The organism is Halomonas sp. A40-4, assembly GCF_015767635.1.
GTDB lineage: Bacteria > Pseudomonadota > Gammaproteobacteria > Pseudomonadales > Halomonadaceae > Vreelandella > Vreelandella janggokensis.
On sequence record NZ_CP065230.1, the window covers coordinates 390,967 to 417,446 of the forward strand.

24 protein-coding genes are annotated in these 26,480 nt (G+C 55.6%); 7 read left to right on the top strand and 17 right to left on the bottom strand.

What is annotated here, in order from left to right; genetic code table 11:
- Positions 1-69 precede the first annotated feature (69 nt).
- The 11 genes from IT895_RS01945 to IT895_RS01995 all read right to left on the bottom strand — a co-directional run bounded on the left by IT895_RS01945 (position 70) and on the right by IT895_RS01995 (position 8,873).
- Positions 70-1,050 (bottom strand): phage integrase, encoded by a 981-nt coding sequence (locus IT895_RS01945; RefSeq protein WP_199284540.1) that lies wholly within the window; start codon positions 1,048-1,050, stop codon positions 70-72.
- Complete coding sequence (locus tag IT895_RS01950; protein ID WP_199284541.1) at positions 1,047-2,339, bottom strand: hypothetical protein; 1,293 nt, start codon at positions 2,337-2,339, stop codon at positions 1,047-1,049. The genes IT895_RS01945 and IT895_RS01950 overlap by 4 nt, the downstream gene beginning before the upstream one ends.
- A gap of 68 nt (positions 2,340-2,407) precedes the next feature.
- On the bottom strand, positions 2,408-3,799 hold the full coding sequence (locus IT895_RS01955) for a secretin N-terminal domain-containing protein (RefSeq protein ID WP_199284542.1): 1,392 nt from the start codon (positions 3,797-3,799) through the stop codon (positions 2,408-2,410).
- Positions 3,780-4,835 carry a zonular occludens toxin domain-containing protein gene (locus IT895_RS01960; protein ID WP_199284543.1) on the bottom strand — a complete coding sequence of 352 codons (1,056 nt, stop codon included), beginning with the start codon at positions 4,833-4,835 and terminating at the stop codon, positions 3,780-3,782. Before IT895_RS01960 ends, IT895_RS01955 begins: the two co-directional genes overlap by 20 nt.
- Entirely contained in the window at positions 4,835-5,185 is a 351-nt protein-coding gene (locus tag IT895_RS01965) for a DUF5455 family protein (protein ID WP_199284544.1), read from the bottom strand. The genes IT895_RS01960 and IT895_RS01965 overlap by 1 nt, the downstream gene beginning before the upstream one ends.
- Entirely contained in the window at positions 5,186-6,736 is a 1,551-nt protein-coding gene (locus IT895_RS01970) for a hypothetical protein (protein WP_199284545.1), read from the bottom strand.
- A gap of 61 nt (positions 6,737-6,797) precedes the next feature.
- Positions 6,798-7,058, bottom strand: a complete 261-nt coding sequence (locus tag IT895_RS01975) for a major coat protein (RefSeq protein ID WP_092830989.1) — start codon at positions 7,056-7,058, stop codon at positions 6,798-6,800.
- Positions 7,059-7,277: 219 nt separating this feature from the next.
- Positions 7,278-7,601, bottom strand: a complete 324-nt coding sequence (locus tag IT895_RS01980; protein ID WP_199284546.1) for a hypothetical protein — start codon at positions 7,599-7,601, stop codon at positions 7,278-7,280.
- An 18-nt stretch (positions 7,602-7,619) separates the two neighbouring features.
- Positions 7,620-7,973 (bottom strand): hypothetical protein, encoded by a 354-nt coding sequence (locus IT895_RS01985; RefSeq protein ID WP_199284547.1) that lies wholly within the window; start codon positions 7,971-7,973, stop codon positions 7,620-7,622.
- A 4-nt stretch (positions 7,974-7,977) separates the two neighbouring features.
- Positions 7,978-8,664 carry a hypothetical protein gene (locus IT895_RS01990; RefSeq protein WP_199284548.1) on the bottom strand — a complete coding sequence of 229 codons (687 nt, stop codon included), beginning with the start codon at positions 8,662-8,664 and terminating at the stop codon, positions 7,978-7,980.
- Positions 8,664-8,873, bottom strand: a complete 210-nt coding sequence (locus IT895_RS01995; RefSeq protein WP_233337329.1) for a DNA-binding protein — start codon at positions 8,871-8,873, stop codon at positions 8,664-8,666. The genes IT895_RS01990 and IT895_RS01995 overlap by 1 nt, the downstream gene beginning before the upstream one ends.
- Positions 8,874-9,012: 139 nt before the next feature.
- On the opposite strand from IT895_RS01995, the gene IT895_RS02000 reads away from it, so the two are divergent.
- Together IT895_RS02000 and IT895_RS02005 are read left to right on the top strand one after the other, a co-directional pair.
- The gene (locus IT895_RS02000; protein WP_199284549.1) at positions 9,013-9,297 is read left to right on the top strand and encodes a hypothetical protein; all 285 of its coding nucleotides are present in this window, start codon (positions 9,013-9,015) and stop codon (positions 9,295-9,297) included.
- A gap of 239 nt (positions 9,298-9,536) precedes the next feature.
- A complete protein-coding gene (locus IT895_RS02005) occupies positions 9,537-10,445 on the top strand; it encodes a hypothetical protein (protein ID WP_199284550.1) in 909 nt (302 codons plus the stop codon).
- 522 nt (positions 10,446-10,967) lie between these two features.
- On the opposite strand, the gene IT895_RS02010 is transcribed toward IT895_RS02005, so the two are convergent.
- The 3 genes from IT895_RS02010 to IT895_RS02020 are packed head-to-tail and all read right to left on the bottom strand — an operon-like array spanning position 10,968 to position 15,312.
- Complete coding sequence (locus IT895_RS02010) at positions 10,968-12,104, bottom strand: lipocalin-like domain-containing protein (protein WP_199284551.1); 1,137 nt, start codon at positions 12,102-12,104, stop codon at positions 10,968-10,970.
- Positions 12,101-14,650, bottom strand: coding sequence for an ABC transporter permease (locus IT895_RS02015; RefSeq protein WP_199284552.1), 2,550 nt, complete (start codon positions 14,648-14,650; stop codon positions 12,101-12,103). The genes IT895_RS02010 and IT895_RS02015 overlap by 4 nt, the downstream gene beginning before the upstream one ends.
- A complete protein-coding gene (locus IT895_RS02020; RefSeq protein ID WP_199284553.1) occupies positions 14,647-15,312 on the bottom strand; it encodes an ABC transporter ATP-binding protein in 666 nt (221 codons plus the stop codon). Before IT895_RS02020 ends, IT895_RS02015 begins: the two co-directional genes overlap by 4 nt.
- Before the next feature lie 333 nt (positions 15,313-15,645).
- On the opposite strand from IT895_RS02020, the gene thpD reads away from it, so the two are divergent.
- Together thpD and IT895_RS02030 are read left to right on the top strand one after the other, a co-directional pair.
- Positions 15,646-16,641: an ectoine hydroxylase gene (thpD, locus tag IT895_RS02025; RefSeq protein WP_085919054.1), complete on the top strand. Its 996-nt coding sequence runs from the start codon at positions 15,646-15,648 to the stop codon at positions 16,639-16,641.
- A gap of 96 nt (positions 16,642-16,737) precedes the next feature.
- Positions 16,738-17,403, top strand: coding sequence for a fumarylacetoacetate hydrolase family protein (locus IT895_RS02030; RefSeq protein WP_085919053.1), 666 nt, complete (start codon positions 16,738-16,740; stop codon positions 17,401-17,403).
- Between the two features lie 69 nt (positions 17,404-17,472).
- On the opposite strand, the gene speA is transcribed toward IT895_RS02030, so the two are convergent.
- Entirely contained in the window at positions 17,473-19,389 is a 1,917-nt protein-coding gene (gene speA, locus IT895_RS02035) for a biosynthetic arginine decarboxylase (protein WP_085919052.1), read from the bottom strand.
- The gene (locus tag IT895_RS02040) at positions 19,386-20,345 is read right to left on the bottom strand and encodes a homoserine kinase (RefSeq protein ID WP_199284554.1); all 960 of its coding nucleotides are present in this window, start codon (positions 20,343-20,345) and stop codon (positions 19,386-19,388) included. Before IT895_RS02040 ends, speA begins: the two co-directional genes overlap by 4 nt.
- A 172-nt stretch (positions 20,346-20,517) precedes the next feature.
- Here IT895_RS02040 and polA point away from each other — a divergent pair, with 172 nt between their 5' ends.
- A complete protein-coding gene (polA, locus tag IT895_RS02045) occupies positions 20,518-23,283 on the top strand; it encodes a DNA polymerase I (RefSeq protein ID WP_199284555.1) in 2,766 nt (921 codons plus the stop codon).
- 60 nt (positions 23,284-23,343) lie between these two features.
- Here the strand turns inward: polA and IT895_RS02050 are convergent, their stop codons facing one another.
- A complete protein-coding gene (locus tag IT895_RS02050; protein ID WP_085919050.1) occupies positions 23,344-23,862 on the bottom strand; it encodes an Hcp family type VI secretion system effector in 519 nt (172 codons plus the stop codon).
- A gap of 564 nt (positions 23,863-24,426) precedes the next feature.
- Between IT895_RS02050 and tssB the strand changes: the two genes are divergently transcribed.
- Together tssB and tssC are read left to right on the top strand one after the other, a co-directional pair.
- Positions 24,427-24,936, top strand: a complete 510-nt coding sequence (tssB, locus tag IT895_RS02055) for a type VI secretion system contractile sheath small subunit (protein WP_085919123.1) — start codon at positions 24,427-24,429, stop codon at positions 24,934-24,936.
- Between the two features lie 56 nt (positions 24,937-24,992).
- Entirely contained in the window at positions 24,993-26,477 is a 1,485-nt protein-coding gene (tssC, locus tag IT895_RS02060) for a type VI secretion system contractile sheath large subunit (protein WP_085919049.1), read from the top strand.
- Positions 26,478-26,480: the final 3 nt, after the last annotated feature.

Genomic DNA, 26,480 nt, shown 5'->3' on the forward strand with positions numbered 1-26,480 from the left:
CTTCTAGGGCGGCTTTTTTGTGGGTGTCCACAAAGTGTCCAACCGTTGGACACTCATATCCCGCCAAGGCTATGGATTTGTAGCAGCGAGTGGGTTCAATTTCACCGCTTCTTCCAGGTGGTCTGGTGCGAAATGCGCATAGCGCATGGTCATAGTGATCGACTGGTGACCGAGTATCTGCTGTAGCACCAGAATGTTCCCCCCGTTCATCATAAAGTGGCTGGCGAACGTGTGACGAAGCACGTGGGTTAGCTGTCCTTCCGGTAGTTGAATGTTTAGTTCTTTGATGGCCTGGGCAAAGGCTTTATAGCGGTTGCTGAATAGGCGGCCTATCTTGCGTCGTTCGCGAAGTTGCTGTGAAAGCTGCCGATCTATCGGCACCGTTCGGGTCTTGCCGGACTTGGTGCCAATGAAGACGATCCGGTCAGCGCGGACGTTTTCAGCTCTGAGGGTTTCCGCTTCGCTCCAGCGTGCGCCGGTCGTGAGGCAAATGCGGGTGATGAAGTAGCAATCTTGTGTAGGTTGCTCCTGGAGGTAGTCGAGCAAGCGCTGTATTTGAAGCTGGTCGAGGTACCCTTTTTCCGTTTCATCGATGCGCACCTTGCGGACTTTCTGCATGGGGTTGCCGTGCGGCCATAGGGAAAGGCGCTCGAGCTCAGAGAACACCGCTTTCAGGTAGGTATGCTCATGATTGATGGTATTGGGCTTCACTTCCTTGAGCCGCTTGGTTCGGTACTCTACCCAGTCCTGGGCAGTGAATTTTTTGGCAACCGGATTACCCAAAGCGTCAGCGAGTTTACGCAGGGCACGGACGCGATCCCGGGCACTCTTAAGCGTTTGGCCATGATGCACGTACCAGAGTTCTACCAGGTCGAGCAGGCGACGTTTATCCGTTGAGTGCGTTATATATTCGTCGGGGGAACCCAAAACTTTGCGCTCGAAGCTGAGCGCACGCGCTTTAGAAGGCAAGACCTTACGGACGCGTTTCCCATAGGCACCTTTGGGGCGAATATCGACTTGCCAGCCACCTTTGACTTTCTTAATACTCACGCCGCTTTCCCTACCAGTCGTCGCTCGATCAGTTTCTGTTCTACGATCTGCCTGAATTGCCCCGAGTCGACCCCTCGTCGGCGGTAGTATTCAGCGAGGTCTTCCCACATGCCGGAGCGTTGGAGGTAGCGGACGGCTTCGTGGGTGCGGAAGCCTTGGCGGGCGTAAATGCTGATGAGGTTGCCAAAGGCCAGGGTGACGTTCTTTTCGTTGCCGATGCCTGGGGCTTTGCGCGCGCGTTTGTACATGAATGACGGTTCGTGGCAGTAGAAGCGGGCGTCTTCCTGCATGACCTGCCAGGCGGGATCGATCAGGTTCCGGCGAGCATCCAGGCGGTAAGACTGCATGGCGGTTCGCCAGAGACCGGAGAGGTGGGGCACCACTTCAATGAAGCGGTTAAAGCCGTGGGAGGCGTCCAGGACCTCGCCGGTATCGACGTTGCAGGGCACCCCCTGGGCAAATTCCCGCAGCACGGATTGGTGAAAACGTAGCTCGATACGCCAGACGGTATCGTCGGGATCGTAGGCGGGACTCAGGTCATCGTTAACGGCGTGTTTCCAGATGCCTTCCCAGAAGTGCATCTTATCGCGGTGTTTGGCTTCCAGGGTCTTGTTGTAAATCGCGCATTGCAGCGCCCCTGCCGTTCCGAACATGTAGGTTTCGCCGCGGCCGTAGGTGGTGGCAATGCTGCCGTGGGCAAACTCCAGGTCTTCGATGCCGTCAATGCGCATGATCTTTTTGGAACGGGTCACGAAGCGCTGCATAAAGTCGGTCGGGGGTTCCCAGCCCTGGACGTCCAAGGCGAGGTGAATGGCACAGCCAACCGGCTCGACGTAGGCGAGCATTTGAGCGGCGATGTTGTACATGAAGTCTTGGCACTGCTGCGGGCTGCGCTCCTGGATGAAGTGCGGGGAGAGCTCAATTTTCAGGTGGGTGCCGATGTTCTCCACCTTGGTGTGCCGTGCCTGGAAAAAGATGATCACGCCGAGCTCGTTGTTCTGGAGACGGTAGCGGAAGCCTGAACCGGCTGCGCCGGCCCCCACTGACCAGGTGACGTCGAACAACTCCATGGTGGCGCCTTTGCCTTCGTTGTAGACCCTGATGATCTCATCAAACTGGTACAGGCAAGGCTTGCCCTGGTACAGCTGACGTACCGTGTCCACGCCTGCGTTCAGTAAGCGAATATCGCCCAACTCACGCTGACCCGCCGAGCTGATCAACAGTTTTCCGAACGGGTCTTGCTCGCCTTTCTGAAGGGAAGCAATCGAATAACGGTTCCAACGCTCCATGAGCTTCATTCCTTAAATTTCAAAATGCTGAAACGTGCTGTAGTGAGCCAATAACTCGGGTTTGGTTGTCACTCTGCGAGACGTGTTACAGGGCGGGTCTCGACCTCTTGATACCAGCGAGTTGTCACAAGACCGGCCACGGATTGGGTGGCGTTTTGGTCGGTGACGCGCTGTTTGGCATCAAAACGAGGGAGCACCGTGGCCTGTAACAGCACATGGAGATTGGTGCGTTGGGCGCTTGTGGATTCGTTCTTAAACAACCGACCGGCGAGGGGGACCTCTGATAAGCCTGGAACGCCGGAGACCTGTGATCGGTCGTCCTGTGACGAGAGGCCGCCTAGTAAGAGGGTTTGGCCGGATCGGATTTGAACGGTGGTATTGATTTGCCGTTGATTGGTAATGATATCAGACGCTAACAGGGAATCGGTAAGCGAATCGGCCGACGTGGTGATATCCATGATCACGAGGCCCGAGGCCGTGACCACCGGCAGTACGTTGAGACGGATCCCCACATCACGGCGCTCGATGGTCTGGAAGGGGTTATCGACGCTGGCCGATTCGCCCGTGACGCGACCGGTGACGAAGGGGACATTCTGACCGATGGAGATAATGCCGCGTTTGCCGGACAGCGTCAGAATTTGCGGTGTGGATAACACCTTGGAGGTGGAATCACGCTGCAAGGCGTTAATCGCAAACGCCAGTATATTGCCGTCGAAGATCCCGAAGGTGCCGCCGGTACCGCTTAATGAGGTGCCGAGGTTATCGGTGTTGAAGCCGCCTGCCACATCGCCACCCGTGGCCTTGCCAAGCGACACGCCTAAATCGAAGGTGTCGCCGTCGGTGGTTTCGAAAATCACCGCTTGAATCAAGATTTGGGGGTGTGACACGTCGATATCGGGGATTAGGTCTTGCAGCTGGGCCAGTTGCTTCTCTGGGCCTTTTGCCAGGATGGCATTGGAGGCGTGCAGCACTTGGACACGCGGCTGGGTACCGTCCCCTTGCTGGGTTAAAAAGCGGGTGATCAAGGGGGCGATATCGTCGGCGCGCACGTTATCAAACGGGAACAGGTGCGTGGCCTGGGGTTCGGTTGGTTTTTCTAACGTGGGCGGTGAGGCGATTACGTCGCGGGGATCGGTCGGGTTGTCAGCGCGTTGAGACGTGGATGCCTGGTTGCTGGGGGCTACCGTGGGCGGATTGCCTGGCAGGATGGTGTAACCGTGGCTTGAGAGGACGCCCTGGAAGAACTCATCCAGTTGATGGTCCGCTACGTCAGGGGCGTAAACGGTCAAGGTGCCGGTGGCCTTGGGATGAATGGCAAGCGGGGTATCGGTTTGCTCGACGTACCAGCGCACAAATTCCCGAATATCGGTGTCCTGCATTTGCACAGGCGTGGCGTGAGCGGTGATCGAGAGGGTGGCAAGGGTGAACCCGGCGACGGTGTTAGCAGCGAATTTCAGCATGGGAGACTCCATTTTCTACGCGAACAAGGCAGGCGCTAACGGGGACGATGCGAAAGCCTTGGCGGGCGAGATCGTCGGTGGTTAGGGACTGCTGGTCGCTATCAATGAGGCGGTAGGTAATTTGATCGCCAAGCTGGGTAAAACTGGCGATACGGGTGTTGCTCAGATCGGGCAACTCAGGCGGTGGCGTGTCGTCCTGGGAACGGGCGTTAACGCGGTCGGCCACCAGGACCGAGACGGTAAGGAATGCGCCCAGGGCAAACGACGCCAGGGAAAGAACCGGACGGTTAAAGCGCTTCCAGTAGATGTGCGTCATCTTCATGTAGAACCTCGCATCCCGAGGCACGCGAAACATGCCGTGGGTGTACCAGGGCGGCAGCATCGAATACGTGCCGTGGGGGTAGTTGTCGGAGAAGGCTTGTTTGGTGTCGTAAGCGGGGTAGAGGGCGCGGCCGGTGTAGGTCCAGCGTTCCACGGTGAGGCTTTGCGGCGAGTCGCCGTATTTGACGATGCCAAGGTGGACCTTGGGCAGCGGCATTTTTTTGCCCATGAATAGGGAGTAAAGCGCGCCGACAAAGGGAACGGTGACGCGATCCAGGCGACGGCAGTACACCACGTGTTCGGCAAGGGCCACTCGGGCCTGCTTGTCCATGATCGATAAGTCCTGGATCAGAAAAATGATGTCCCAACCGAGTTTTCGGGCATGCAGGAACCAATTAATCACGTCCTGGCGGCTTTTATCGTTCCAGGATCGGGCGTTGAACCAGGTGCCGCATTCATCCAGGACCAAGAGACCGTTGTTGCTTTCGTCGTAATCCTCGGTACCGGTGCCGATAGCCTTCAAGTCGGCCAGGACCGGTTTATCAGGGATGCGAAAGCAGCGGGTTTGCTTGGCCTTCTCGCCAATCAGCTGATCCAGGTTCAAGTCCAGGTTGGTGGCCACCTTGCAGCCCTGGACCAGTTTGTCCTTGATCTTGCCGACGGCGACCAGGGTTTTACCGGCACCGAGTTTGCCAGTGACGACGTAGACAGCCATTAGAGAACGGGCCTCCCTTGCTCCCAGTCGATCAGCTGCTTTTTCTGCTGGAAGACCCACACGGCGATCTTGCTGCTGTAAATCGCGGCCATGCAGGCTTCAAAGTTGCTGGGTTTTATCGCCCCGATGCCCTGGGCAAGCGCTGACGGAAGGGTCGCACTCAGGCCGTTGATAATCGCGGCCAGGGTGCCCCCCAAGGCGACCAGGAGCGTGATATAGAGTGTTGTCCAGACCAGCATCCCCGCGAGACGGTTGGTAAAGCGGGCGGCGATGCGGGTGATGAACCATTCCAGGACGCGGGAGAAAAAGCCGATAATCGCGCCCATGCCAAGTAATGCAGGCAAAGCCATTTATGCGGTCCTCTGACTGGAGCGGAAGAAGGTGTCCACGACGCTAACGACCGTCCAGAAATAGACGATCCAGGTCAGCCATTGCTGAATGGTGGTGAACGCACGACAGGAAATTTCCATGGGGCCAAACTGCATGGGGGTGCAGCTGCCGGAGGGGAGCGAAGGCAAGCGGGAGGTGACCTGTTCTGCAATGCTTGAGGACTCGTCTTCGCCGATTTGACCCATCAGGCCGCGTACTTCATCGCCGTACTCGGCTTCTTCCTGGCTAACACCGTCCAGGGTTTCATCCATGCCGGAGGAATCGAACAGATCATCACCGCTGCCCAGGTCTTCGGTGAAGGTGTCGGCCAGATCATCGACAAAGCCATCCAAGGCGTCGGTGATACCCTCTAAGAGGCCATCGGCTGCCCCGTCTATGATGTCGGAGAGAGTATCGGTTTGACCGTTAATCGCGCCGGTAATGTCGCCGGACATAGCATCAATGGCGGACTGGTTGGCTTGGCCAGCAGATCCCACCGCCTCAATGATGCCGGATTCATCAAATTCAAAATCCGGCACGCTAGAGCCGCCATCGGAACCGCCACCAGAGCCACCATCGGAACCGCCGCCGTTATCGTTGTCATCGTCGTCGTTAGAGCCACCGTCATCACCACCGGAACCACTACCCCCATCATCTCCAGGGTTATCGGGATCGGTGGGATCGGAGCCGCCAGTATCGCCGCTATCGTTACCATCGCCACCACCAGAACCACCGCCCGAATTAGGGTTGCTATAGGTATTGCCATCGGAGCCAACGTACTCGAAGTAATCAGGCGCTGAGTCCCAATCAACCATGTAGTCGGTATCGCCGATCGTGACGCAGGAAGAATTGTCAGTGCAGGAAGACTCGCCAAGTGGGGTTAAATAGTCAGGAACGTTAAGATCAATCTCAGAGTAAGTACCTTCTGAATCCCCACCAGGCCAGGCACCGTTTAAAGAGGAGTCTTGCGACCAGGTGCCATATTCATCAGTCGAAATGGATTCAACCGATACAATGCATTCGCCGGAAGCATCGCAGGCTTCAACGCCCCCTGTTGATGATACAGAGCAAGCGCCGCCATGAGTCTTAAAAGAACCGCCTGCATTCAGGGCGTTAGCAGCACCAGATGAGACGCGAATGGTTGAGCCATTAGAAGACTGACACTTCTCATCATCAACTTTAGGCAGGGCATTAGGATTCGATAAAACAAAACTATTATATTGATCATCATTATTACACCAATCTTCATCAGAAGAACAAGTGCTGATGGAACCTTCTTTTAAATTGGCATTATTAATATAGCCATTTGGCGATGTTTGAACTCTTCCCATACAAATAAAACCGCCAGGACCATCAGAAGACACATAACCAAAAGATATGCTATCCGAAAAGTCATAAGCAGAGCAGGCACCAGCAGGAGAAGAATGCTTAGAGGCAGAAGTAAGGTAATAGGTTTTACCCGCAAAAGCATGCAAAGAAAACACCATTAAAAAAGGCGCTAAAAGAAGTGGTAAAACGGCTTTTTTAATCATGTTCCCCTCGCTATTGAAAAAGGGGCGTTTCCGCCCCTTGTTGATTCCATGAGGCACCGGCTTAAGAAGCGCGGTTAGCGAACTTCTTGAACAGCTTGATGCCGATTAATGCGGCGGTGATGGAGGCGACGACCGGCCAGGCGTAACCGGCCATATCCGCACCGGCGGATTGCACCTCACTAAAGGCCGCTTCTGCGCCGGTAGGGGCTGTTTGTGCATGGGCAGCGGCTGAAGCGACCAGAAGGGCAGCACCGCCAGCGACTTTGCCGCGTGTGTCAGTGGCGGCTTGTTTTACGTGTTGTGCGATGGTTTTAAAGGTCATGAGACAGACTCCATAAAGCGTTTTACCGTCAGAATGATGTGTCCAAACGCCCACCCGAGGGCGTAGGACGTGAAAAGGGAACCAACAACAAACGTTAGGCTTGGTTCGTTCATCGTTGGCCCCCATTTATCGCGCCGATCCCGAACGTCAGAACGAGGCCGACGCAATAAACCAGGAGCCACAGACCGGAGATTTCGCTAGTGTCCATGGCTCGAAATCCTATTTTTTGTCGCCGCTGGCGGCGGGTTGTGGCTGGCTGCCGGTGCCGCTGGGTTTGCGGGCGGCGAGGACGTGCATCGTGGCTTTGCCACCTGATGAACGAAATTCGATATCGAGTTCCAGGGGGCACGGCATATGCGGGGCATAGGCGTGCAGCTGGTCGAGAATTTCATAGGGCGCTGACATGGTGCTGACCTGGTTGCCCAACTGGTTTTCGTTGTCGGGTGCCGAGGGCTGCATGATGGTGACTTTTGCGCCTTTGACGCCGTTGTCCATGCTGTAGCGTGATGCGCCGATGACGTGGGCTTGAATGGTGTTGATCATGGTTAGGGTTCCTTTTCGTTAGCGTTGGGTTCTGGCGGCTTGGGTTAGGCAGTAGTCCGCGAGAATGGCTAGCTCAGTGGTATCAGGGGTCACACCGTCCAGTAGTAACGTCAGGTGTTCGGCCTGGGCGTAGTACGTCGCGGCGCGTGCATAATCTCGGCCATGCAGGCACCGCTGGCCCCGCTCCCTCAGAGCTCGGGAATCGAGGCAGGGGGAGTCCCCTGCCCGCCCTCCGTGGCCCTCTGGTCGAAATGCACGGCAGTCCACACCGGCACGGCTGTCAACCGCTCGTGCCTCGGGTGTGACAGCCGCGCCGGTGCGGACTCGGGAAGCCGTGCGACCGACGGGCGACGGATGACGGGCAGGGGACATGGGATCAGGCCCCGTTGCCGTGGGGAGCGGGGGAGGCATCACCGGCCGGTGCATCCAGCGGTGCCTTGTCGCCGCGTTCCAGTTGGGTAAGGCCGCTTTGAATCAGGCGTTCCCCCAGGGCGGAGGGGGTGAGGCCGTTGGTGCCTGCCTGGATCAAGTACCGACTGTGGATCTCCTGGTCGAGGAAGACCCGAATAGGCTGTTTTTTACTCATGTGCATAACTCCAAAAGGGCTAAAGGCCGTTGTGGATAACGGACGGCGGGTTAGCCGTGGGGGTGTGGATAGATGCGCCGGTACCACAATCGCCGAGGGACAAGGGGAGGCGTCGACCGGTGTGGGCGCAGGTACGTCGGCCAGGGCAAGGCCGTAGTGCTTGGCGAGATAGGCCAGCGCTTGCTGGTAGGTGTCGAAAACGATGCTGTAACGCTGGCCGTTGTCGATGTCGGCCGTGCGTAGGATGGTGGCGTCGTCGAGATCGAGGGCGAGCATGTGAGCCGCTGGGACGTTGATGAAGTTGAACCCGCCACCTTCAACATCTTTAACAACATGCTGGTGAAGCAACACCACGCCAGGAGCGCGCTGATCGTCCATCAGGAGCTCTTGTACCTTGATAGCGAAGGTATTGGTGTCCAGGAGCGTGTCAGGCGCTGTGAGGGTAACAGCAGGCGATAGGGGAGCGATTGCGTTCATTAGTGCCAGTCCTCCGATTGAAGGCACTCAGCGGTAAAGAGCGCGACGTTGACGAGACGACGACGGCCGACCTTGATAAGCGGGAGGTTTCCCTGGTTGAGCTGGCCCCGGACGGTGTCGGGGGTAAGGCCGGATAGCTCGGAGAAACGCTCGACCGTCATAACGGGCACCTGGGGTGCGGGGACGTGGGGCGAATTGCTCGTTTCCATGCTGTACCTGCTCGCTGTGGCATGTTGTGGTATCTTCAAAACCAGCAATCTTGAAAATCAAAGCGGTGTAGATTGATTGCTGAGCCGGTGTACCAATTAATTGGTAGCCTATGTAATTAGTATACGAAGAAGTTGGTATATGTCCAGTGATCTAGCCCAAAAAATGCGAGAAATTCGTGAGGTCGAAACATCTGGCCGCGCAGAATTCGCGCAACTTATTGGTTTTAATAAAAAAACAGTTGAGAGTATCGAGCAGGCTGGACGTGCCCCCAAAGGGGAAATGCTGCAAGCCATTTGCCAGCAATGGCCGAAGTACACGCTTTGGCTGATGACTGGTCAGACGGATGAGACGTGTGGCCAGGTAAGCCCCGAGTTAGAGAAGGCACGCCGGACGTTGAAGAAAACAGGGACGGATACCGACTAGCCCAACGGGCTGTGTATAAATGGTTCCAGGGAGGAAGGCATTGTGGATAAGGGGAATAGGGAGCAAGGGCTGTGGAAGAAGCGAGAGAAGCATTTCACCAGATTTTGAAAATGGCGATCCTGTTTGGTGGGGTGGCCATTTTTTATGTATGGGTTGAAAGTAAATTGATTAAAAAGTGGAAAAATAAACGAAAGTGATATTTATATATGGTAAATTTTATTTTTTAACAAGGGGTTTATATGAATGAGATTGTTAAGCTCATTAGTTCTTTATCTGTTTTGATAGCAGCTTTTGCTGGTTTAAACGCAATAAATAAATGGAAAGCCGAAAAGTTTGACAAAGAAAAAATCCATTACATGGAAAGGTTTTATAATTCATTGATATCTTGTAAATCAAATTTCTATGATTTTAGAAAAGGAAACTTTGATGAAAACTGTTACATAGAGCAAATTCAAGAAGTGGTAAATTACGGCGGGAGCTTTGAGCAGGATGAGGAAGAGGAAATGCCATATGGACCTTTAGGTTATTTTATAAAAGATAAGAAAGCTGGCTTTTCCAATATTAGAAAAAGCAATTACAAATCAAAAAACCTTTTAGAGAAGTACATGAAATTTTCAGGCGGTTATCCAGCTTTTTATTACAATATATTCGATAGCTTAAAAAGGGAGTTGGAGAATTGTATATATAATGTAAGATTTAATTATAACAATAAGTTTGAAGATAGAGATTTGGATGCAGAGGTGAAGTTAAAAAGGTATTTTGATGAATCAAGCAATGCGCAGATATTTGATGTCCTCATGCTTCATAATGAATTTAGATCTATTGACGTAAATAGATTGATAACTATAGATAGCTTTGATGATTTTTTTAAAAAGTTAGTCGTTCTGAGTGGTTTAGAAGTTAGGTTTGAACATTCGAGCGTTATTATGAAACCATTTAAATTCATGAAGATTTTTTATTTGAAGCATGATCTAAGAAGTAGTGTTATATTTGGTGTTGGTGATATTTTTTTATACATAGATGTAGACGGAAGTTTTGTTAGAAAAGAGGCGAATGGAAAAAAATTATCATGCTTCGAAAAGGATATAAGAAAAGGTTTGTTTAGGAGGGAGGTCTATTACATGAGTAAGCAGGTTTTTTTAGAATGATTATTAAGTCAAGGGTTGCTTTAACTTTTGATTTAATTTTTTGGTAATATTTGCTGCGTTGACTTATTAAAAAAATACAAAAGGAAAAGATGAGCGAATTTACTCTTGAGGTTATCTACGTTAAGACGAAGTATTGCTTAAGGAATCAAAGAGAATATATTTTATTTCAAATATTATTTAAGGGTGCATAACAATCATAATAATGGAAAATTGGGGTTGAGAAAACTGTCCACGGAAGTATGCCAAAACATGCCAGAATAGATTTTAAGTTGCGGGTAACTATTTGATTTAGCAATTTTTATGCCGTATTGGTACATTATTTAAGAATCTTGTAATCAGTAGGTCCCGGGTTCGACTCCTGGTGTCGGCACCACTAAAAAGTGGTTTAGAAACAGCACGTTAAAGAATTTTAAAAGGCCGCCTTCTAGGGCGGTTTTTTTGTGGGTGTCTACAAAGTGTCCACAGCGTAGACATTGCCAATGGGATGGCTTGGCGGCTTGTTTCATCCGCCCGTTGGTGTGATCAATACCCCGTCATCTCCAGATAGCCAACCCCGACATTTTCCTGCGTTTCTGCCTGGCGAACCACGACATCGCCTTCCCAGTAGGGTACCGAAGTGGGCATCCAGCGATTGGGGTGGCGTGCCTCTACGATAAGTTGTAACCCAGCATCGGGCAGCGTGAGCGACCAGCGCGTAGGGATGTCTCGGTTGGCTACGGTCTGGGTTTCCAGCGGCGTCAGCGTGACGCGGTCGGCGCCGATGAGCTGGGTCTGCCCATCCACCGAGATTAAATGGGCAAAGACATAGTCGCCCCCGGCTTCGCCGCCGCCTCTTAACCGATAGGCCATCAGCTTGCGCCCATCGTCCAGGTGCAGCGAAAACCAGTCCCAGCCGGTTTGTTCCTGGGAGAGCAATTGGCTGCTCCATTCGCGGTCCAGCCAGCCTTGGCCGCTGACCTCGCGGGTTTCGCCGCTGAGCGTGACACGGCCGGTGATGCTTAAAAACGGCTGGCTGTAGTAGCGTGATCCCTGACCCTCGACGGTTTTCGCATTAAACCCATTTTCTCCGTGCCAGACCAATGGGCCTTGAGCGCTGAGGGTAAGCGTGTAACCGAACCGGTCTGCGCCCTCACCGCTGTAGGCTTGTAGCGTAAAATCCTCGAAGTTGGCGCCGGGCGGGCTTTCGAGTAACCAGTCATCAATCCAGGCCTGAAACGGCGCAGCTTCGGCGCCTGCCTGCCCATTGGTGTGTTCACTGTGGCTGCGCGCAAAGCGCTCGGCGGCAACGTGCGTTTCTCCCCGGGAAATCCCCAGGTGCGCCATCCATACCTGGTCGGCTGCCCATGGCGACGGCGCAGGGCGCTCGTCAGGGGGTGTCAGCGCTTGGCGAAACAGCGTCCATTGAAGGCCGAGCGGCTCGCCCTTGTCGTCTTCAAGATTGGCGGTCAGGTACCACCATTCGATGCGGTAGTCGGGGTGCGACCCGTGATCCCGGGGGAAGCTCAATGGCGTGGACGCATCCGCCTGAGCAAATTCCTCCGCGTTTTCACCCAGACCCGCAAACCCCTGGGGCGCCGCATCGGAAGGGGATTCCTGGCAGCCGATGAGGGTGGCACATGCCATCGCCACGAGCGCAGTCGATAACCGGAAATAATTCATGTGGCCCCCTGGTTTAGCATCGCCTGGGGAGAGGTACGCCACAGCTGAATTGATGGCAGGGCGGCGGCGGCCAAGGCCACGCCCAACGCGGTGATCAGCGTGATGAGTATGTCCCATGGGAAAAGGTAGAGCGGTAGCCGCCAGCCAAATGCCGCAACGTTGATGATTGCCACGAGCGTCCAGGTGATGGCAATGCCCAGCGGAATCGCCACCACCCCGGTAAACAGTGCCAGCCCGCCGAGTTGAAAAAGCGGCAGGAAGGTCAGCGTTTTGCGCGGCACGCCGAGTGCCCATAGCGAAGCCAGCTGGCGCCGTCGTTCTCGCGCCTGGGCCAGCAACGTGGCGAGCAGCGCTAATGCCGCCACGCCCAGGGTGAGACCATTCAATGCGCGGGTGATGGTAAAGGTGCGTTCGAAAATTTGCGTCGCCAGCCGTTTGATTTCCTGTTGATCGACCATCGCCTCCGTGGATACGTCAAAGCGATCAGTCATTGCCTGTCGCAATGCCTGGCGGTCGGCGCGGTCGTTGACCACCAGCCCTATCGAGGCAACTTCGCCGCCGAAGCGTTGAATCAGCACTTCGGTGGGTACCAGGATCTGCTGGCGTGGGTTGCCGTAGTCAGGGTAAACCGCGGCAATCTCAAATGGCCTCGCCCCTTGCGGGGTATCCAGCGTGACCGCGTCACCCGGTACGAGTTGTTGTGCCACGGCCATCTGCTCGTTGATAAACACGCTATTCGCCGATAACGCTGCCCATGCAGTGGGTCTTCCTTCGGTTGTATCAAGCAGCGGCCAGCGGTCGGTGATGGTGGGTGCAGGGGTAATGCCGAACAGCGCAATGCGCTTGCGGGTACCCTGTTCTTGTGCGTCGTCCATCGCCAGCAGGTCGACGCTGCCGCGAGCGGTGGGCAGTGTTTCAGCAACGTCAGGTCGCGCATCGAGCCAATCCAGCATGGGTGCCAAGGTCGATGGCGAGGCATTGACATATAACGGGGCGGCCAACCGTTGGTCCAGCCAGTCCAGGAAGGTAAGGCGAAAGCCACCGACCATGCTGCTGACGCCCAGGTTGGTGGCAAGCGCAATCAGCAACGCCATCATGGCCAGGGAAAGTCGCGGCAGCTGTAGCTGAATATCGGCGACCGCCCAGTGGGCAAGCGGGTGACGGCGGAGCCATCGCTGCAGGAGATGGAGCACCCCATTTATCAGCGGCGGCAGGCATAGCGCGCTGCTCAGCAGTAGCGCGGCAACAAACCCAAAGCTTATCAGCACACCCTGGCCGGGCGGCAGTAGACTAAGCCACAGTACTAACCCCAAGGCGAGAACGGCCACCGCGGCGGCACCCAGTGTCATGCGGTTTAGCTGGCGCTGGTAGGCTAGTCGCCATGCCTGGGATTGGCCCAGTGCCAACACATTGAGGCGAGCCGCCCGCCAAAGCACACCGCTGCCCGCCAGCAGCAGGCCGCCGAAGGTAATCGCCAGGCTGCCCACCCAGTAGTGCCACGGCAGCACCAGGCTGCGATTGACGTCGGCTTGATAAAGTGACGACAGCGTCGTGGCGACATCAGGGAGTAGCTGGCCTGCCAGCCAAATGCCGCTGGCGAGCCCAAGCGCTGCGCCCAGGACGCCGAATACCAGCAATTCAAGCAGAATGGCCATGACGAGCGTGGCGGCGGGGACGCCCAGGGCGCGCAGCGTTCTTAGTGTGGTGAGGCGCTGTTCCATGGCAAGTCCCAGTGCGGCCTGGACGATAAACAGGCCGACGACTAATGACAGCAGTGCCAGGGCGGTGAGGTTGAGATGGAAGCTTTCGGTGAGCTGCTCTGGGGATGCCAGTGTAGCGGCGCGGGTGAGCCGATAGCCTTCGGGCGCTGTGGATAGCGCACCCGGGGCGGTGACCAGTTGGCTCAAGGTGTTATCGCGGTCTAGCAAGAGGGCGGCTGCGGCGATGTCCATCACCAGGGTGTTCGGCGGAAGGTCGGTGCGCAGCGCCAGTGGCGGAAGGCGCTGGCCGCTATCTTCAATACTATCTCCAGCTCTGTCTTCAGCACTATCTCCAGCTCTGTCTCCAGCACTATCGACAGCAGGTGTCATGCCTGGCGCCTGCTGTCGAGAAAGCCCCAGCAAGTCGAGCGTGTCGGGAGCGAGCCGGGTTTGCCAGGGTGGCGTGATAAAGGCCGTTAACGCGGCACCGCTGGCGCCCAGCGTGTTGCTGCTTGGCAAGGTGAGCGGCTCAATGCCGACGATGGTCAGGCGTTCCCCATCGATTTCCAGGGTGCCTTCCAGTATCGGAGAGACGGGGAAGCCTTCTCGACGCAGTCTCAGGTAGTCCTCGCGGGTGAGTGGTTGGCCATCGCGCCGCGACAGCTCGTCAAGGTTGGCACTGAACAGTGCATTGGCACGGGCATAGCTGTCCTTGGCGGTGGCGTTAACGGCCTGGACGCTGCTCCACAGGGCGCTTGCGACCCACAGACCCAGCAATAGCATGGCTAGCTGCCCTGGATGGCGCCGGTAGTGGGCCAGTAATGTCGCCAGCACGCGCAGGATCATGAAGCGTTATCCTCCAGGCGCCCCAGGTGGAGGTGTACCAGGCGGTCGAGCGGTGCTGCGACGCGAGCGCTGTGCGTCACCATCAATAACGCACAGCGCGTCTCTTTCACCAGATCGAGCAATAGCCCGAGGACCGTATCCGCGCTTTGCTCGTCCAGGTTGCCGGTGGGCTCATCCGCTAGCAACAGGCGGGGACGAGCGGCCAGCGCGCGACCAATCGCCAGACGCTGCTGTTGGCCACCCGACAGCTGCTCGGGATAGTAGGCCTCGCGACCGGAAAGCCCCAGACGCGCCATCAGGTGGGCAGTCCATTCTGCGTCCTCGCGGTCTGCCAGGCGCGCCTGGAGTCGCAGGTTATCGATGACGCTCAGGCTGGGCACCAGATGGAACTGCTGAAACACGAGCCCCAGCGACTGGCGACGCAGTCTGGCGCGAGCAGGCTCATCCAGGGAGGAGAGCGCATGACCGTCAATGCAGATCTCGCCGTCACTGGGCAAATCCAGGCCTGCCGCCAAATGCAGCAGCGTGGATTTGCCACTGCCCGATTCGCCCATCAAGGCCAGGCTATCGCCCTGTTGGAGCGTCAGGTTGATACCGTTGAGGACTGGCAATGTCCCCTGCGGGGTGCTGAAGGTTTTGTGTACCTGATGCAGGACCAGCATGGGGTCTCCTGTTGCCCGCAAAACGATGGGTTATAAAGTATACAGATATTTTACTTGTAGTTTATATTGTATCGATTTTGTAATGGATAGGCTGAAAACTACCGGTGCGTGTGGGGGTGGTAGGTACTGTCTTGAATGGGCTGAATCGGACTGTATACACTGTAAGACCTTCCCTGGATGTACAGGCGCAAAAGAGTGAATTTTTTTCACGTAACCCATGTTATGGGGTGCGCATGTACGACTTGCAGGGAAGCTGAGGTTGTCTACCTTGTGCACTGCAAGATGAGTTACCTGAAATTGATCTGAAATTTAATCATACAAGGAGTGGATTAGATGACAGTCAGCAACACACCTCTCAATGTTGTTAACACACACAAGCAATATAGCGAAATGACAGACATGCCGTCTGCTCAGTTTTCGATGGTCAAGGATCCCTATCCATCGCGGCTGGCTAACGCCCCAGCGTCACTCTGGCAACCGCGCCAGGAGTCAGTGGTGAAAGGTCGGCACTTGTCTGGCCCTCTCAGCCAGGCGCAACTCGACGAGTTCGAACGCAAAGGGTTTCTGTTTATCCCTGACCTGATCGTCGGTTCAGAGCTTGATGAGCTGCGTCGGGAGTTGCGGGCACTAATGAATCATGATGCCTATCGGGATAAACCGTATAGCGTTACCGAGCCGGAAAGTCAGGAGATCCGTTCGCTGTTTGCCGTGCATCTTCTCTCGCAGCGCATGGGTGAGCTCGCCCGGGATGAGCGCCTGGCGGGGGCTGCGCGGCAACTGATCGGCGCCGAGCCCTATGTGCATCAGTCGCGCATCAATTATAAGCCTGGGTTTGCCGGCAAAGGTTTCAACTGGCACTCCGACTTTGAAACCTGGCACGCTGAAGACGGGATGCCCAACATGCATGCCGTGAGCGCCTCACTGATTCTGACAGAAAACCACGAATTTAATGGCCCTTTGATGTTGATCCCAGGGTCGCACAAGAAATTCGTGCCGTGTCTGGGGGAAACGCCAGGAGACAACTACAAAAGCTCACTTAAAGCGCAGGAAGTTGGCGTGCCAAGCAAAGAAGCACTGACGGAACTGGTCGCCGAGCATGGTATTGAGGCGCCCAAGGGTCAGGCAGGTGGCCTGTTGCTGTTTGACTGCAACACGCTGCATGCTTCCAATGCCAACCTGTCGCCAGATCCGCGCAGCAACGTTTTTTTTGTGTTTAACCGTCCGGATAACCGTTGCCGCGAGCCTTATGCAGCACCAGCATCGCGTCCTGGCTTTCTTGCCCACGAACCTGATGACGACGTCCAGTCGTTAACAGCGCCATCCCGGTAAATTAACCCGGTAACCACTCAGGTGTGGAACAATCGCATGGCTGGGGTAGACTGGTGCGCTTGCTACTGTGTGTGCATCATAAGGAGTCACCCCATCATGCGTTTTGTTCCCCAATTTACCGATGGTCAAGCGTTTCCCTACGAGCTGGGCAAGGTTGTGTGTGTTGGGCGCAACTATGCTGACCACGCTAAAGAGCTGGATAATCCGGTTCCCACCCAGCCACTGCTGTTTATCAAACCGGCGACCAGCGTCGTGGATATTCAGCAGCCGTTGTCACCTCCCTTTCAACGTGGCGATGTTCACTACGAGACTGAACTGGCCCTGTTAGTCGGCAAAACCATCAGTGATGCGACGCCGGATGAAGCCAGTGCAGCGATTGTCGGGCTGGGGCTGGCGCTTGATTTAACGCTGCGCGATGTTCAAACCGAACTGAAAGACAAAGGACATCCCTGGGAGGTTGCCAAGGCATTTGACGGTGCCTGCCCGCTGTCGCCGTTTCTACCATTGAGCCGCGAACCAAATTGGAACGCGCTGTCCTTCAAGCTGGAGATTGACGGTGAAGAACGCCAGCACGGTGAGGGGGCGGACATGATTTTCACCATCCCTACCCTGGTCGCAGAGATGAGCCGTCATTTCACCCTGGAAGCAGGAGACGTCATTTTAACCGGGACGCCCTCGGGAGTGGGTGAGCTGCCACGTGGCGCCACGCTGCACATGACGCTGACCGGTGGTTTGGATATTACCACCAGCGTGGTTGAGTGAGCCGCTGACAGTAAAAGGCCACCGACAGCGTCGGTGGCCTTAGTTTTGACAAAGGCGGGTAAGCCAACGCTATTCCAGGTAGGTGTAGCCTTCCAATCCGTCGCTCAAGCTGGCGGCAAAACGTGCCTGCTCGCTGGCGGAAAAACCACTGGTAGCCAACTGTTCAGTGAGCTTTTGCTTCAATACCCGGGCATCGAAGTTCACGTAGGCGAGCACCTCCGCCACCGTATCCCCGGCCTGAGCATTGGACAGCTGCCACTCACCGTCGGGGCCCAGAGCCGCATCCACTGAGTCGGTATCGCCGAAAAGGTTGTGCAAGTCACCGAGAATTTCCTGATAAGCCCCCACCAGGAAAAAGCCCAGCCAGCGCTCATCCTCGGTTGCCCACTCAGGAATCGGCAAGGTGCTTTCAACGCCCTGGCCGTCCACATAGCTATCGATGCGGCCATCGGAGTCGCAGGTGATGTCCTGGATAATCGCTCGACGCGTCGGAGGTTGATCCAGCCCGCTTAACGGCAGTACCGGGAAAATCTGCTCGATGCCCCAGACATCGGGCACTGACTGGAACAGCGAGAAGTTGACGAAGAGCTTGTCGGCCAGCTTCTCCGCGAGCTCATCCATGATGTCGCGATGCGCCCGGTTGCGCGTATCCAGTTGGCTGCGCAGTCTTGCGCACGCGGCCATATACAGGCGCTCGCCTTCGGCGCGGGCATTGATATCGCTGAGCCCCAGCACGAAGCGGTCCTGTAATTCGCTGACCGCCTGGAACAAATCATGCCACGCCTCGACCAGCACGCGAGGTTCCTGGGGTTCTGCCAACTGCTCAAAGACGCGCCATAACGCGGCTACTTGCAGATCATCCTGTTGGGAACGCTCGGGCGGCGTGTCGTCGATACGCTCATCGCCAATCACATTGGTAATCAGCACGGCATGATGGGCGGTTAGTGCCCGGCCGGACTCGCTGATCAGGTGCGGCTGGGGCAGCTTGGCATCCTGGCAGAGCTGGGCAAAGGCACTGACCACGTTGCGGGCATACTCGCGCATTGAATAGTTGGCCGAGCAGTCGCTGCGCGACCGGGTGCCTTCATAATCGATACCCAGGCCACCGCCCACATCGACGGTATCAATCGGGGCACCCAGGGTAATCAGGTTTTGATAGAAGCGGGCACACTCACGCAGACCACGCTGAATATCGCGGATATTGGCAATCTGCGAACCCAGATGGAAGTGCACAAGCTGCAGGCTATCGAGGGCTTTCTGAGTACGCAGAGTCTCCACGACGGACAGAATCTGGCTGGCGGTAAGGCCAAACTTGGATTTTTCGCCGCCGGTATTTTGCCACTTGCCTTTGCCGACGGAAGCAAGCCGAGCGCGCAAGCCGATACGCGGCGTCACGTCCAGCTCACGAGCCTCTTCAAGAATGACGTCGAGCTCTGAGAGTTTTTCGACTACCAGGTAAACCCGGTGGCCGAGTTTCTCGCCCAGCAATGCCAGTCGGATGTACTCACGATCTTTATAGCCGTTACACACGATCAGCGAAGAGCCGCCCTCCGAGAGGGCAAGCACTGCCAGCAATTCGGGCTTGCTGCCGGCTTCCAGGCCGACACGACCGCGGCCGCGTTCGGCGGTGGCCAGGATTTCCTCCACCACGCGTCGTTGCTGGTTGACCTTGATAGGGTAAACCGCCGTATAGCCGCCCGCATAGTCGAGCTCTTGCATGGCGACGTCAAAAGCGCCGCAAAGTTGCTCAACGCGATCGTGAAGGATGTCGCTGAAACGCACCAGTACCGGTAGGCGTAACCCGGTTTTCTGAAGTTGGCGCACGAGGCTGCTCAGCGGCAGTGCCGGCCCCTCGGCCGCGTTGCCTAATGGCCTCACCAGTGCCTGGCCCTGGTCATCCACATCGAAGTAGCCACTCCCCCACTGGTCAATGTTCCAGGTGCGACGAGCACGCTGGGCTGAACGGGTGGTGGACGCTTCGCTCATGAAGATGCCTCGGGTAGTGGTAATGCACCATGGGTGATGCGCGCTTTCAGGATGGTTCGGAAACGGTCGGGGTCATGGGGGGTCAAGTCGTGGGCGGGTGGGTCCACGTAAACCACCAGCAGGCGCGAGAGCCAGTAGCGCAGCGCTGTCATGCGCAGCATGGTCGGCCACAGTGCTTGCTCATCCGCCGTTAATGGACGGCGGGCCTGATACGCACTAAGGATGGCCGCATAGCGTTCGCTGTTCAGCGTACCGTCCCCATTGGAAGCCCAGTCGTTAATGACAATGGCGAGGTCAAACAGCAAGTCACCGGTGCAGCCATTGTAAAAGTCGATAATGCCGCCAAGCTCGTCGCCTTCAAACAGCGTGTTGTCGCGGAAAAGGTCGCCATGAAGCGCGCCCTGGGGCAACTCATCGTGTTGGGCGAAGGCACTTTCGAAGTCATCGACCTCGTCTTTCATCAGCGTCTGGTCATCAGGACTCAGGTAAGTCAGCACCCTGTGATGCATGGCATGTAGCCAATGCAGGTCCCGCGGATTGGGGCGATGCCCGGGAAAGTGCTTTGACACCACGTGCATTCGCCCAAGGGTATCGCCCAGCGCATGGCATTGGGCCAGATTGGGTGCCTCTGGGTGACGACCCCGCAAGCGCGGAAACATTAGCGCGGGCTTGCCGGCCAAGCTGTGAAGCGCAACGCCATCGCGGTCGTGAACGGTGCCGGGGACGGGCAGACGGTGCTCATCCAGGTAGTCCAATAACTCGACAAAAAACGGCAGCTCGGCATGCTCGCCCTGTTCGAACAGGGTCAATACCAGTTCGCGATGGTCGGTGGTCACAAAGAACGTCGAATTTTCTGTGCCCGCCGCGACGCCCTGAAGGGAAACGAAGCTGCCAACATCAAATTTTTCTAAAAACGTAGCGACCTGTGCGTCGCTAAGCGGAGTGAATACAGCCATGAGAATCTCGCCCAGGTTGCTAAGCCCATTATTGTAGCGGCTTGATGCATCAGTTGGCAGCGTTGTGTCATGTTGAATAACACATGCCATCATCTTGGGTCTGCAGTGTTGGCGCCGAACGCGTATCATGGAAAGTTGATGTCTTACTGTTTGCCAACAATGGAATTTGGTTATGGCCCGTGCTCCGATCGTGCTTGTCGATGGCTCCTCTTACCTGTACCGCGCGTTTCATGCGCTGCCGCCGCTAACCACCTCCAATGGCCAGCCTACGGGCGCCGTGAAGGGGGTGCTGAACATGCTCAAACGGCTGATCAAGGATTATCCCGAAAGCCCCATGGCCGTCGTTTTTGACGCGCCGGGTAAGACCTTTCGCGATGACCTGTACAGCGACTACAAGGCCCATCGGCCGCCGATGCCCGACGACCTGCGGAGTCAGGTCAAGCCACTGCACGAGTGCGTGAAAGCTCTCGGCCTGCCGCTGCTGTGTATTGAAGGTGTTGAAGCTGACGACGTGATTGGCACCCTGGCCCACCATGCCACTCAGGCAGGGCGCGACGCGGTGATCTCTACTGGCGATAAGGACATGGCGCAACTGGTCAATGCCCATATCACGCTGGTCAATACCATGAAGGATGAGACGCTGGATGAGGCAGGCGTTGAGCAGAAATTCGGTCTGCCGCCCGCATTGGTCATCGATTTTCTCGCCTTGATGGGCGACAAGGTCGATAACATTCCCGGCGTGCCAGGGGTCGGGGAAAAAACTGCCATTGGCTTGCTTCAGGGCATGGGCGGGGGGTTGGATACCATTTATGGAGATCTGGACCGGGTTAAAACCTTGTCATTCCGGGGTGCCAAAACGTTGCCCAAAAAACTGGAAGAACACCGTGAGCAGGCGTTTCTTTCTTATCAACTTGCTACCATCAAGATCGATTGTGAGTTGCCCGTGGGGCTGGACGACCTGGACATCGCACACCCAGATCGTGAAGCGCTGGTAGAGCTCTACAAAGAGATGGAGTTCAAGCAGTGGCTGGGTGAGCTTCTTGAAGGCCAGGACGAAGGCGTTGATGACGTCAAGAGCGGCGAGCCCGCGCCCGCAAGCGCCGCCGATGATAGCGTTGCCGCCCCCAGCGAGCGACGCGATCATGTGATCGTAGAGCAAAGTGAGCTGGATGCGTGGCTGGAACGCTTGCATAACGCTGAGCGCTTCTGCTTCGACCTGGAAACCACCAGCCTCAACTACATGGACGCCGAAATTGTCGGCATTGGCCTGGCGCTTGAGGCTGGTGAAGCCGCCTATATTCCGGTGGCCCATGATTACCTGGATGCCCCGGCGCAGCTTGACCGCAAAGCGGTATTGACCGCGCTGAAACCGCTGTTGGAAGACATCCATAAAACCAAAATTGGCCAGAACCTCAAGTACGATATTTCCGTGCTGGCCAACTATGATATTGCCGTGGCGGGACCGCTGGCTGACACCATGCTGGCCTCCTACGTGCTGAATTCTACCGCCACGCGACACGACATGGACTCCCTGGCGCTGAAGTATCTGGGTGAAAGCACCATTTCGTTTGAAGACATCGCTGGTAAAGGCGCCAAACAGTTGACCTTCAATCAAGTCGCTCTGGAGCAGGCGGCCCCGTACGCCTGTGAAGACGTGGATATTACCCTGCGGTTGCAGGAAACCCTGCGCCCTCAGGTCGAGCGCGAAGGCCGCCTCGCTGAGGTACTGGATCATCTGGAGCTACCGCTGGTGAGCGTGCTATCGCGCATCGAACGCAATGGCGTGGCGTTGGATGCAGAACGCCTTCATGAGCACAGCCAGCAGTTGGAAACCCGCATCCGTGAGCTGGAAAGCCAGGCGTATGAACTGGCTGGGCGCGAATTCAATCTGGGTTCACCCAAGCAGTTGGGGCAGATTCTGTTTGAAGAACAGAAAATTCCGGTCCTCAAAAAGACCCCCAAAGGTGCTCCTTCGACCGCAGAAGCGGTGCTGGAAGAGCTGGCGCTGGATTACCCGCTGCCCAAGGTGATTATGCAGCACCGTGGGCTTGCCAAGCTGAAGTCCACTTACACCGACAAGCTACCGCGTCTTTTGAACAAAGCCACCGGACGCGTTCACACTAGCTACCATCAGGCGGTCACGGCTACGGGTCGGCTGTCATCGTCCGACCCCAACCTGCAGAACATCCCCATCCGCACCGAAGAAGGCCGCAAGATTCGCCAGGCGTTTGTGGCTCGTCCCGGTTACCGTATTGTGGCGGCCGACTACTCACAGATCGAGCTGCGCATCATGGCGCACCTGTCGGAAGACAAGGGCCTGCTTGAAGCCTTTGCCGAAGGGCGCGATATCCACACGGCCACCGCGGCGGAGGTGTTTGGTACGTCGCTTGAGAACGTCTCCGGCGATCAGCGGCGTAGTGCCAAGGCCATCAACTTTGGCTTGATCTACGGCATGAGCGCCTGGGGCCTGTCGCGCCAGCTGCACATCGAGCGTAACCAGGCGCAAACCTATATCGACCGCTACTTTGATCGCTACCCAGGGGTGGCGCGCTACATGGATCGTATTCGCAGTCAGGCGGCAGAGGACGGCTATGTGGAAACCGTAAGAGGGCGCCGTCTCTACTTACCGGAAATCCACTCGCAAAACCGTAACCGTCGGCAGGGGGCCGAGCGTACCGCGATCAACGCGCCCATGCAGGGCACCGCGGCAGATATCATCAAGCAGGCGATGATCGATGTGGATGCCTGGCTGGCAGAGGGCGAGTTTGACGCGCTAATGGTCATGCAGGTGCACGACGAGCTGGTGTTTGAAGTCGCCGAGGACCAGGTGAAGGCCTTCATTGAAGAGGTGCAGACGCGCATGCAGGGCGCCGTCAAACTGAGTGTGCCCCTCATTGTGGAAGCCGAAAGCGGTAACAACTGGGATGAGGCTCACTGAGGCGGTTGAGCTATCGATATGAACCCATGCGTCGCCTGAAGGCGACGCATGGTGAAGAGATTAACTCTCGATGGGTGCGCGCCAGTCGTCAGAGCCTGATGTGCCTGCGACGGTATGCTCCCAATCAATCTTGCGGTAAGACAGGGATACGTCCATCAACTGAGTAAACTCAGACTTGGTAACGTCTTGGGCGTGCGGCATGCGCAGATTGATATCCACAATGGTGGCGTCGGTTAGTGCCGTAGTAAAGAAATGCTCTTGCTTGCCTTCAACCGACGTGCGGTACCACTTGAGCTCGACGTTGGGCAGCATTTCGCCTGATGCCAGCGCGTTATACATCAACGGAACGGCCTTGTTCAGCGCCACGGTAAACACAAAGGGTTTGTGGGCGCGCTGACCGGAAGGCTGGCCAGATTGTGGATCGGTGGGAACCGTTACCACATGCTTGAATTCCTGCACCAGCATTTCATCTTCGTGACCCTCGACATAAATGTTGCCGACCGAGTCCGGTGTGAATGCGCCTGCCGTAATGTTGCCCTGAGACTGTCCTTCGATGCTGATATAACATGGAGTTGGCATAAAACTGCTCCTAGACGGAATAAATAAAAGAAAAACCCAGTGTGGGTGCTATAAGGCAGCAACTATCGTGCCTAAACTATATTTTTGTTATATTTCATATATTTATTTTAATCTATATGTAAGGCTATTTTAAATTAGGCAATTTTTTGCCTGGTTTTAAGCAAGTCTTTGCTTCCTCTGGCGGTATCTTGCTCGGTCTTTCCTTGGTGCTTTTTTGTTGTGTTGTTTGTTTCTAATTAGCGATCAGATTGAGCTTTACGCGATAAAAGATAAGTTGGTTTGTAAGAAAAAGCGGTTCATTTTTATAAGAGATTGCCGATTCGTTTGTAAGATATTTCTTACATGGAAATTTCGGCTTGGTGTTTTAAAGTCAAATTAGAGGCTAAAAGCGTCGAAGTTCGGTAAAAACAATCAATGTTTGTAATCCTGCTAAGCAAAGGTGGCTTGTCGTTACCTGGTCCCCGGGTTGGCGGGTAGTTGCTAAGTTCGCTACATTCCCGGGATTGATAACCATTCACAGTTGTAGGAAGCCTTTTGCTGGGCTTCGGGGCAGAGCGAACCACCATGGCTAAACAAGGCACCGTCGCGCCAAAAGAGCGCATCAATATCAAGTATGTACCGGCGACAGGTGATCAGCAGGCGGAGACTGAGTTGCCGCTTAAGCTGCTGGTTGTGGGCGATTTTAAAGGCAACGAGGAAGAAGCGCCGATAGAAGAGCGTCAAGCCGTTTCTGTTGATAAAAACAACTTTCAGTCAGTCATGCGCGAAGCGGGACTCACCTTGCAGGCGTCGGTGCCTAACCGTCTCGCCGAAGAGAGCGAAGAGCCGGGCGACATGGCGGTGGACCTGTCCTTCAAATCGCTCAGCGATTTCTCCCCTGACTCGATCGCCAAGCAGGTGCCTGAATTGCGCCAGCTGGTCGAGTTGCGTGAAGCTCTGGTGGCCTTGAAAGGGCCGCTGGGCAATGTCCCCGCCTTCCGTGATCGTTTGCAAAAGTTGTTGGAAAGCGATGAGGCCCGACAGCAACTGCTGGATGAGCTGGCGCTGCTCGATACCCAGGGCAAGGGTGAGTAGCGCATTAGTCAGGTGGATTTTTCAAGCGTGCGTTTCAGCGAATTCGGGGCGGAATGATGAGTAAAGCAGCAAAGCAGCAGACAACGACGGCAGAGACAGAGTCAGAGGATGTTTCGCTTCTCGATCAGGTGATGGCCCAAACCCGCATGGCGCCAGCCGATGAGGGGTATGACGTCGCCAAGCAGGGTGTTGCAGCGTTTATATCAGAGTTGCTTAAAGGCAGTGAAACAACACCCAGTGTCAATAAGTCGCTGGTCGATAACATGATCGTTGAGCTGGATCGCAAGATCAGCCATCAAGTTGATGAAATTTTGCATGAGCCTGGATTCCAGCAGTTGGAATCGGCGTGGCGCGGCCTGAAACTGCTTGTTGACCGGACTGACTTTCGTGAAAACATTAAGCTTGATGTGTTGCACGCCACCAAGCAAGAGCTGCTGGAAGACTTCGAGTTCGCGCCCGAAATCAGTCAGAGCGGCCTCTACCACCATGTGTACAACGCCGGTTATGGCCAGTTTGGTGGCGAGCCGGTAGCGGGGATTATCGGGCATTACGATTTTTCGCCGTCCACCCCTGACATGAAGTTGCTGCAGCACACTGCCGCGGTGGGTGCCATGGCGCACGCCCCCTTTATGTCATCGGTGGCACCGTCATTCTTCGGTATTGAAAGCTTTGAAGAACTGCCGAACATTAAAGATTTCAAAGCCATCTTTGAAGGCCCCAAATATGCGCGCTGGCGCAGCTTGCGTGAGTCTGAAGATGCGCGGTATCTAGGGTTGACGGCGCCACGCTTCCTGTTGCGTACGCCTTACGATCCCGTTGAAAACCCTGTTAAAACATTTAATTACCGGGAAACGGTAAGTGAAGACCATGATCATTACCTGTGGGGTAATACCGCCTACCTACTTGCCGAGCGCTTGACTGACAGCTTCGCTAAATACCGTTGGTGCCCCAATATCATTGGCCCGCAAAGTGGAGGAGCCGTCGAAAACCTCCCGGTTCACACCTATGAAGCATTTGGTCAACTGCAGGCCAAAATCCCCACGGAAGTGCTGATCACGGATCGGCGTGAATTTGAAATGGCTGAAGAGGGTTTTATTTCGCTGACCATGCGAAAAGGTAGCGACAATGCAGCTTTCTTCTCGGCGAATTCTGTGCAAAAGCCCAAGGTGTTCCCTAATACCGCCGAAGGCAAAGAGGCAGAAACCAACTTCAAGTTAGGCACTCAGCTGCCTTACATGTTCATTATCAACCGCCTGGCACACTACGTGAAGGTGCTTCAGCGCGAGCAGATCGGCTCCTGGAAAGAGCGTCAGGACCTTGAGCGTGAGCTCAACACCTGGATTCGCCAGTACGTCGCTGACCAAGAGAACCCGCCGGCTGATGTGCGTAGTCGGCGCCCGCTCCGTGCGGCCTCTATTCAGGTGTCAGATGTAGAGGGCGATCCGGGCTGGTATCAGGTCTCAATGGCGGTTCGGCCGCATTTTAAATACATGGGAGCTAACTTCGAGCTATCACTCGTCGGGCGTCTCGACAAGGAATAATAG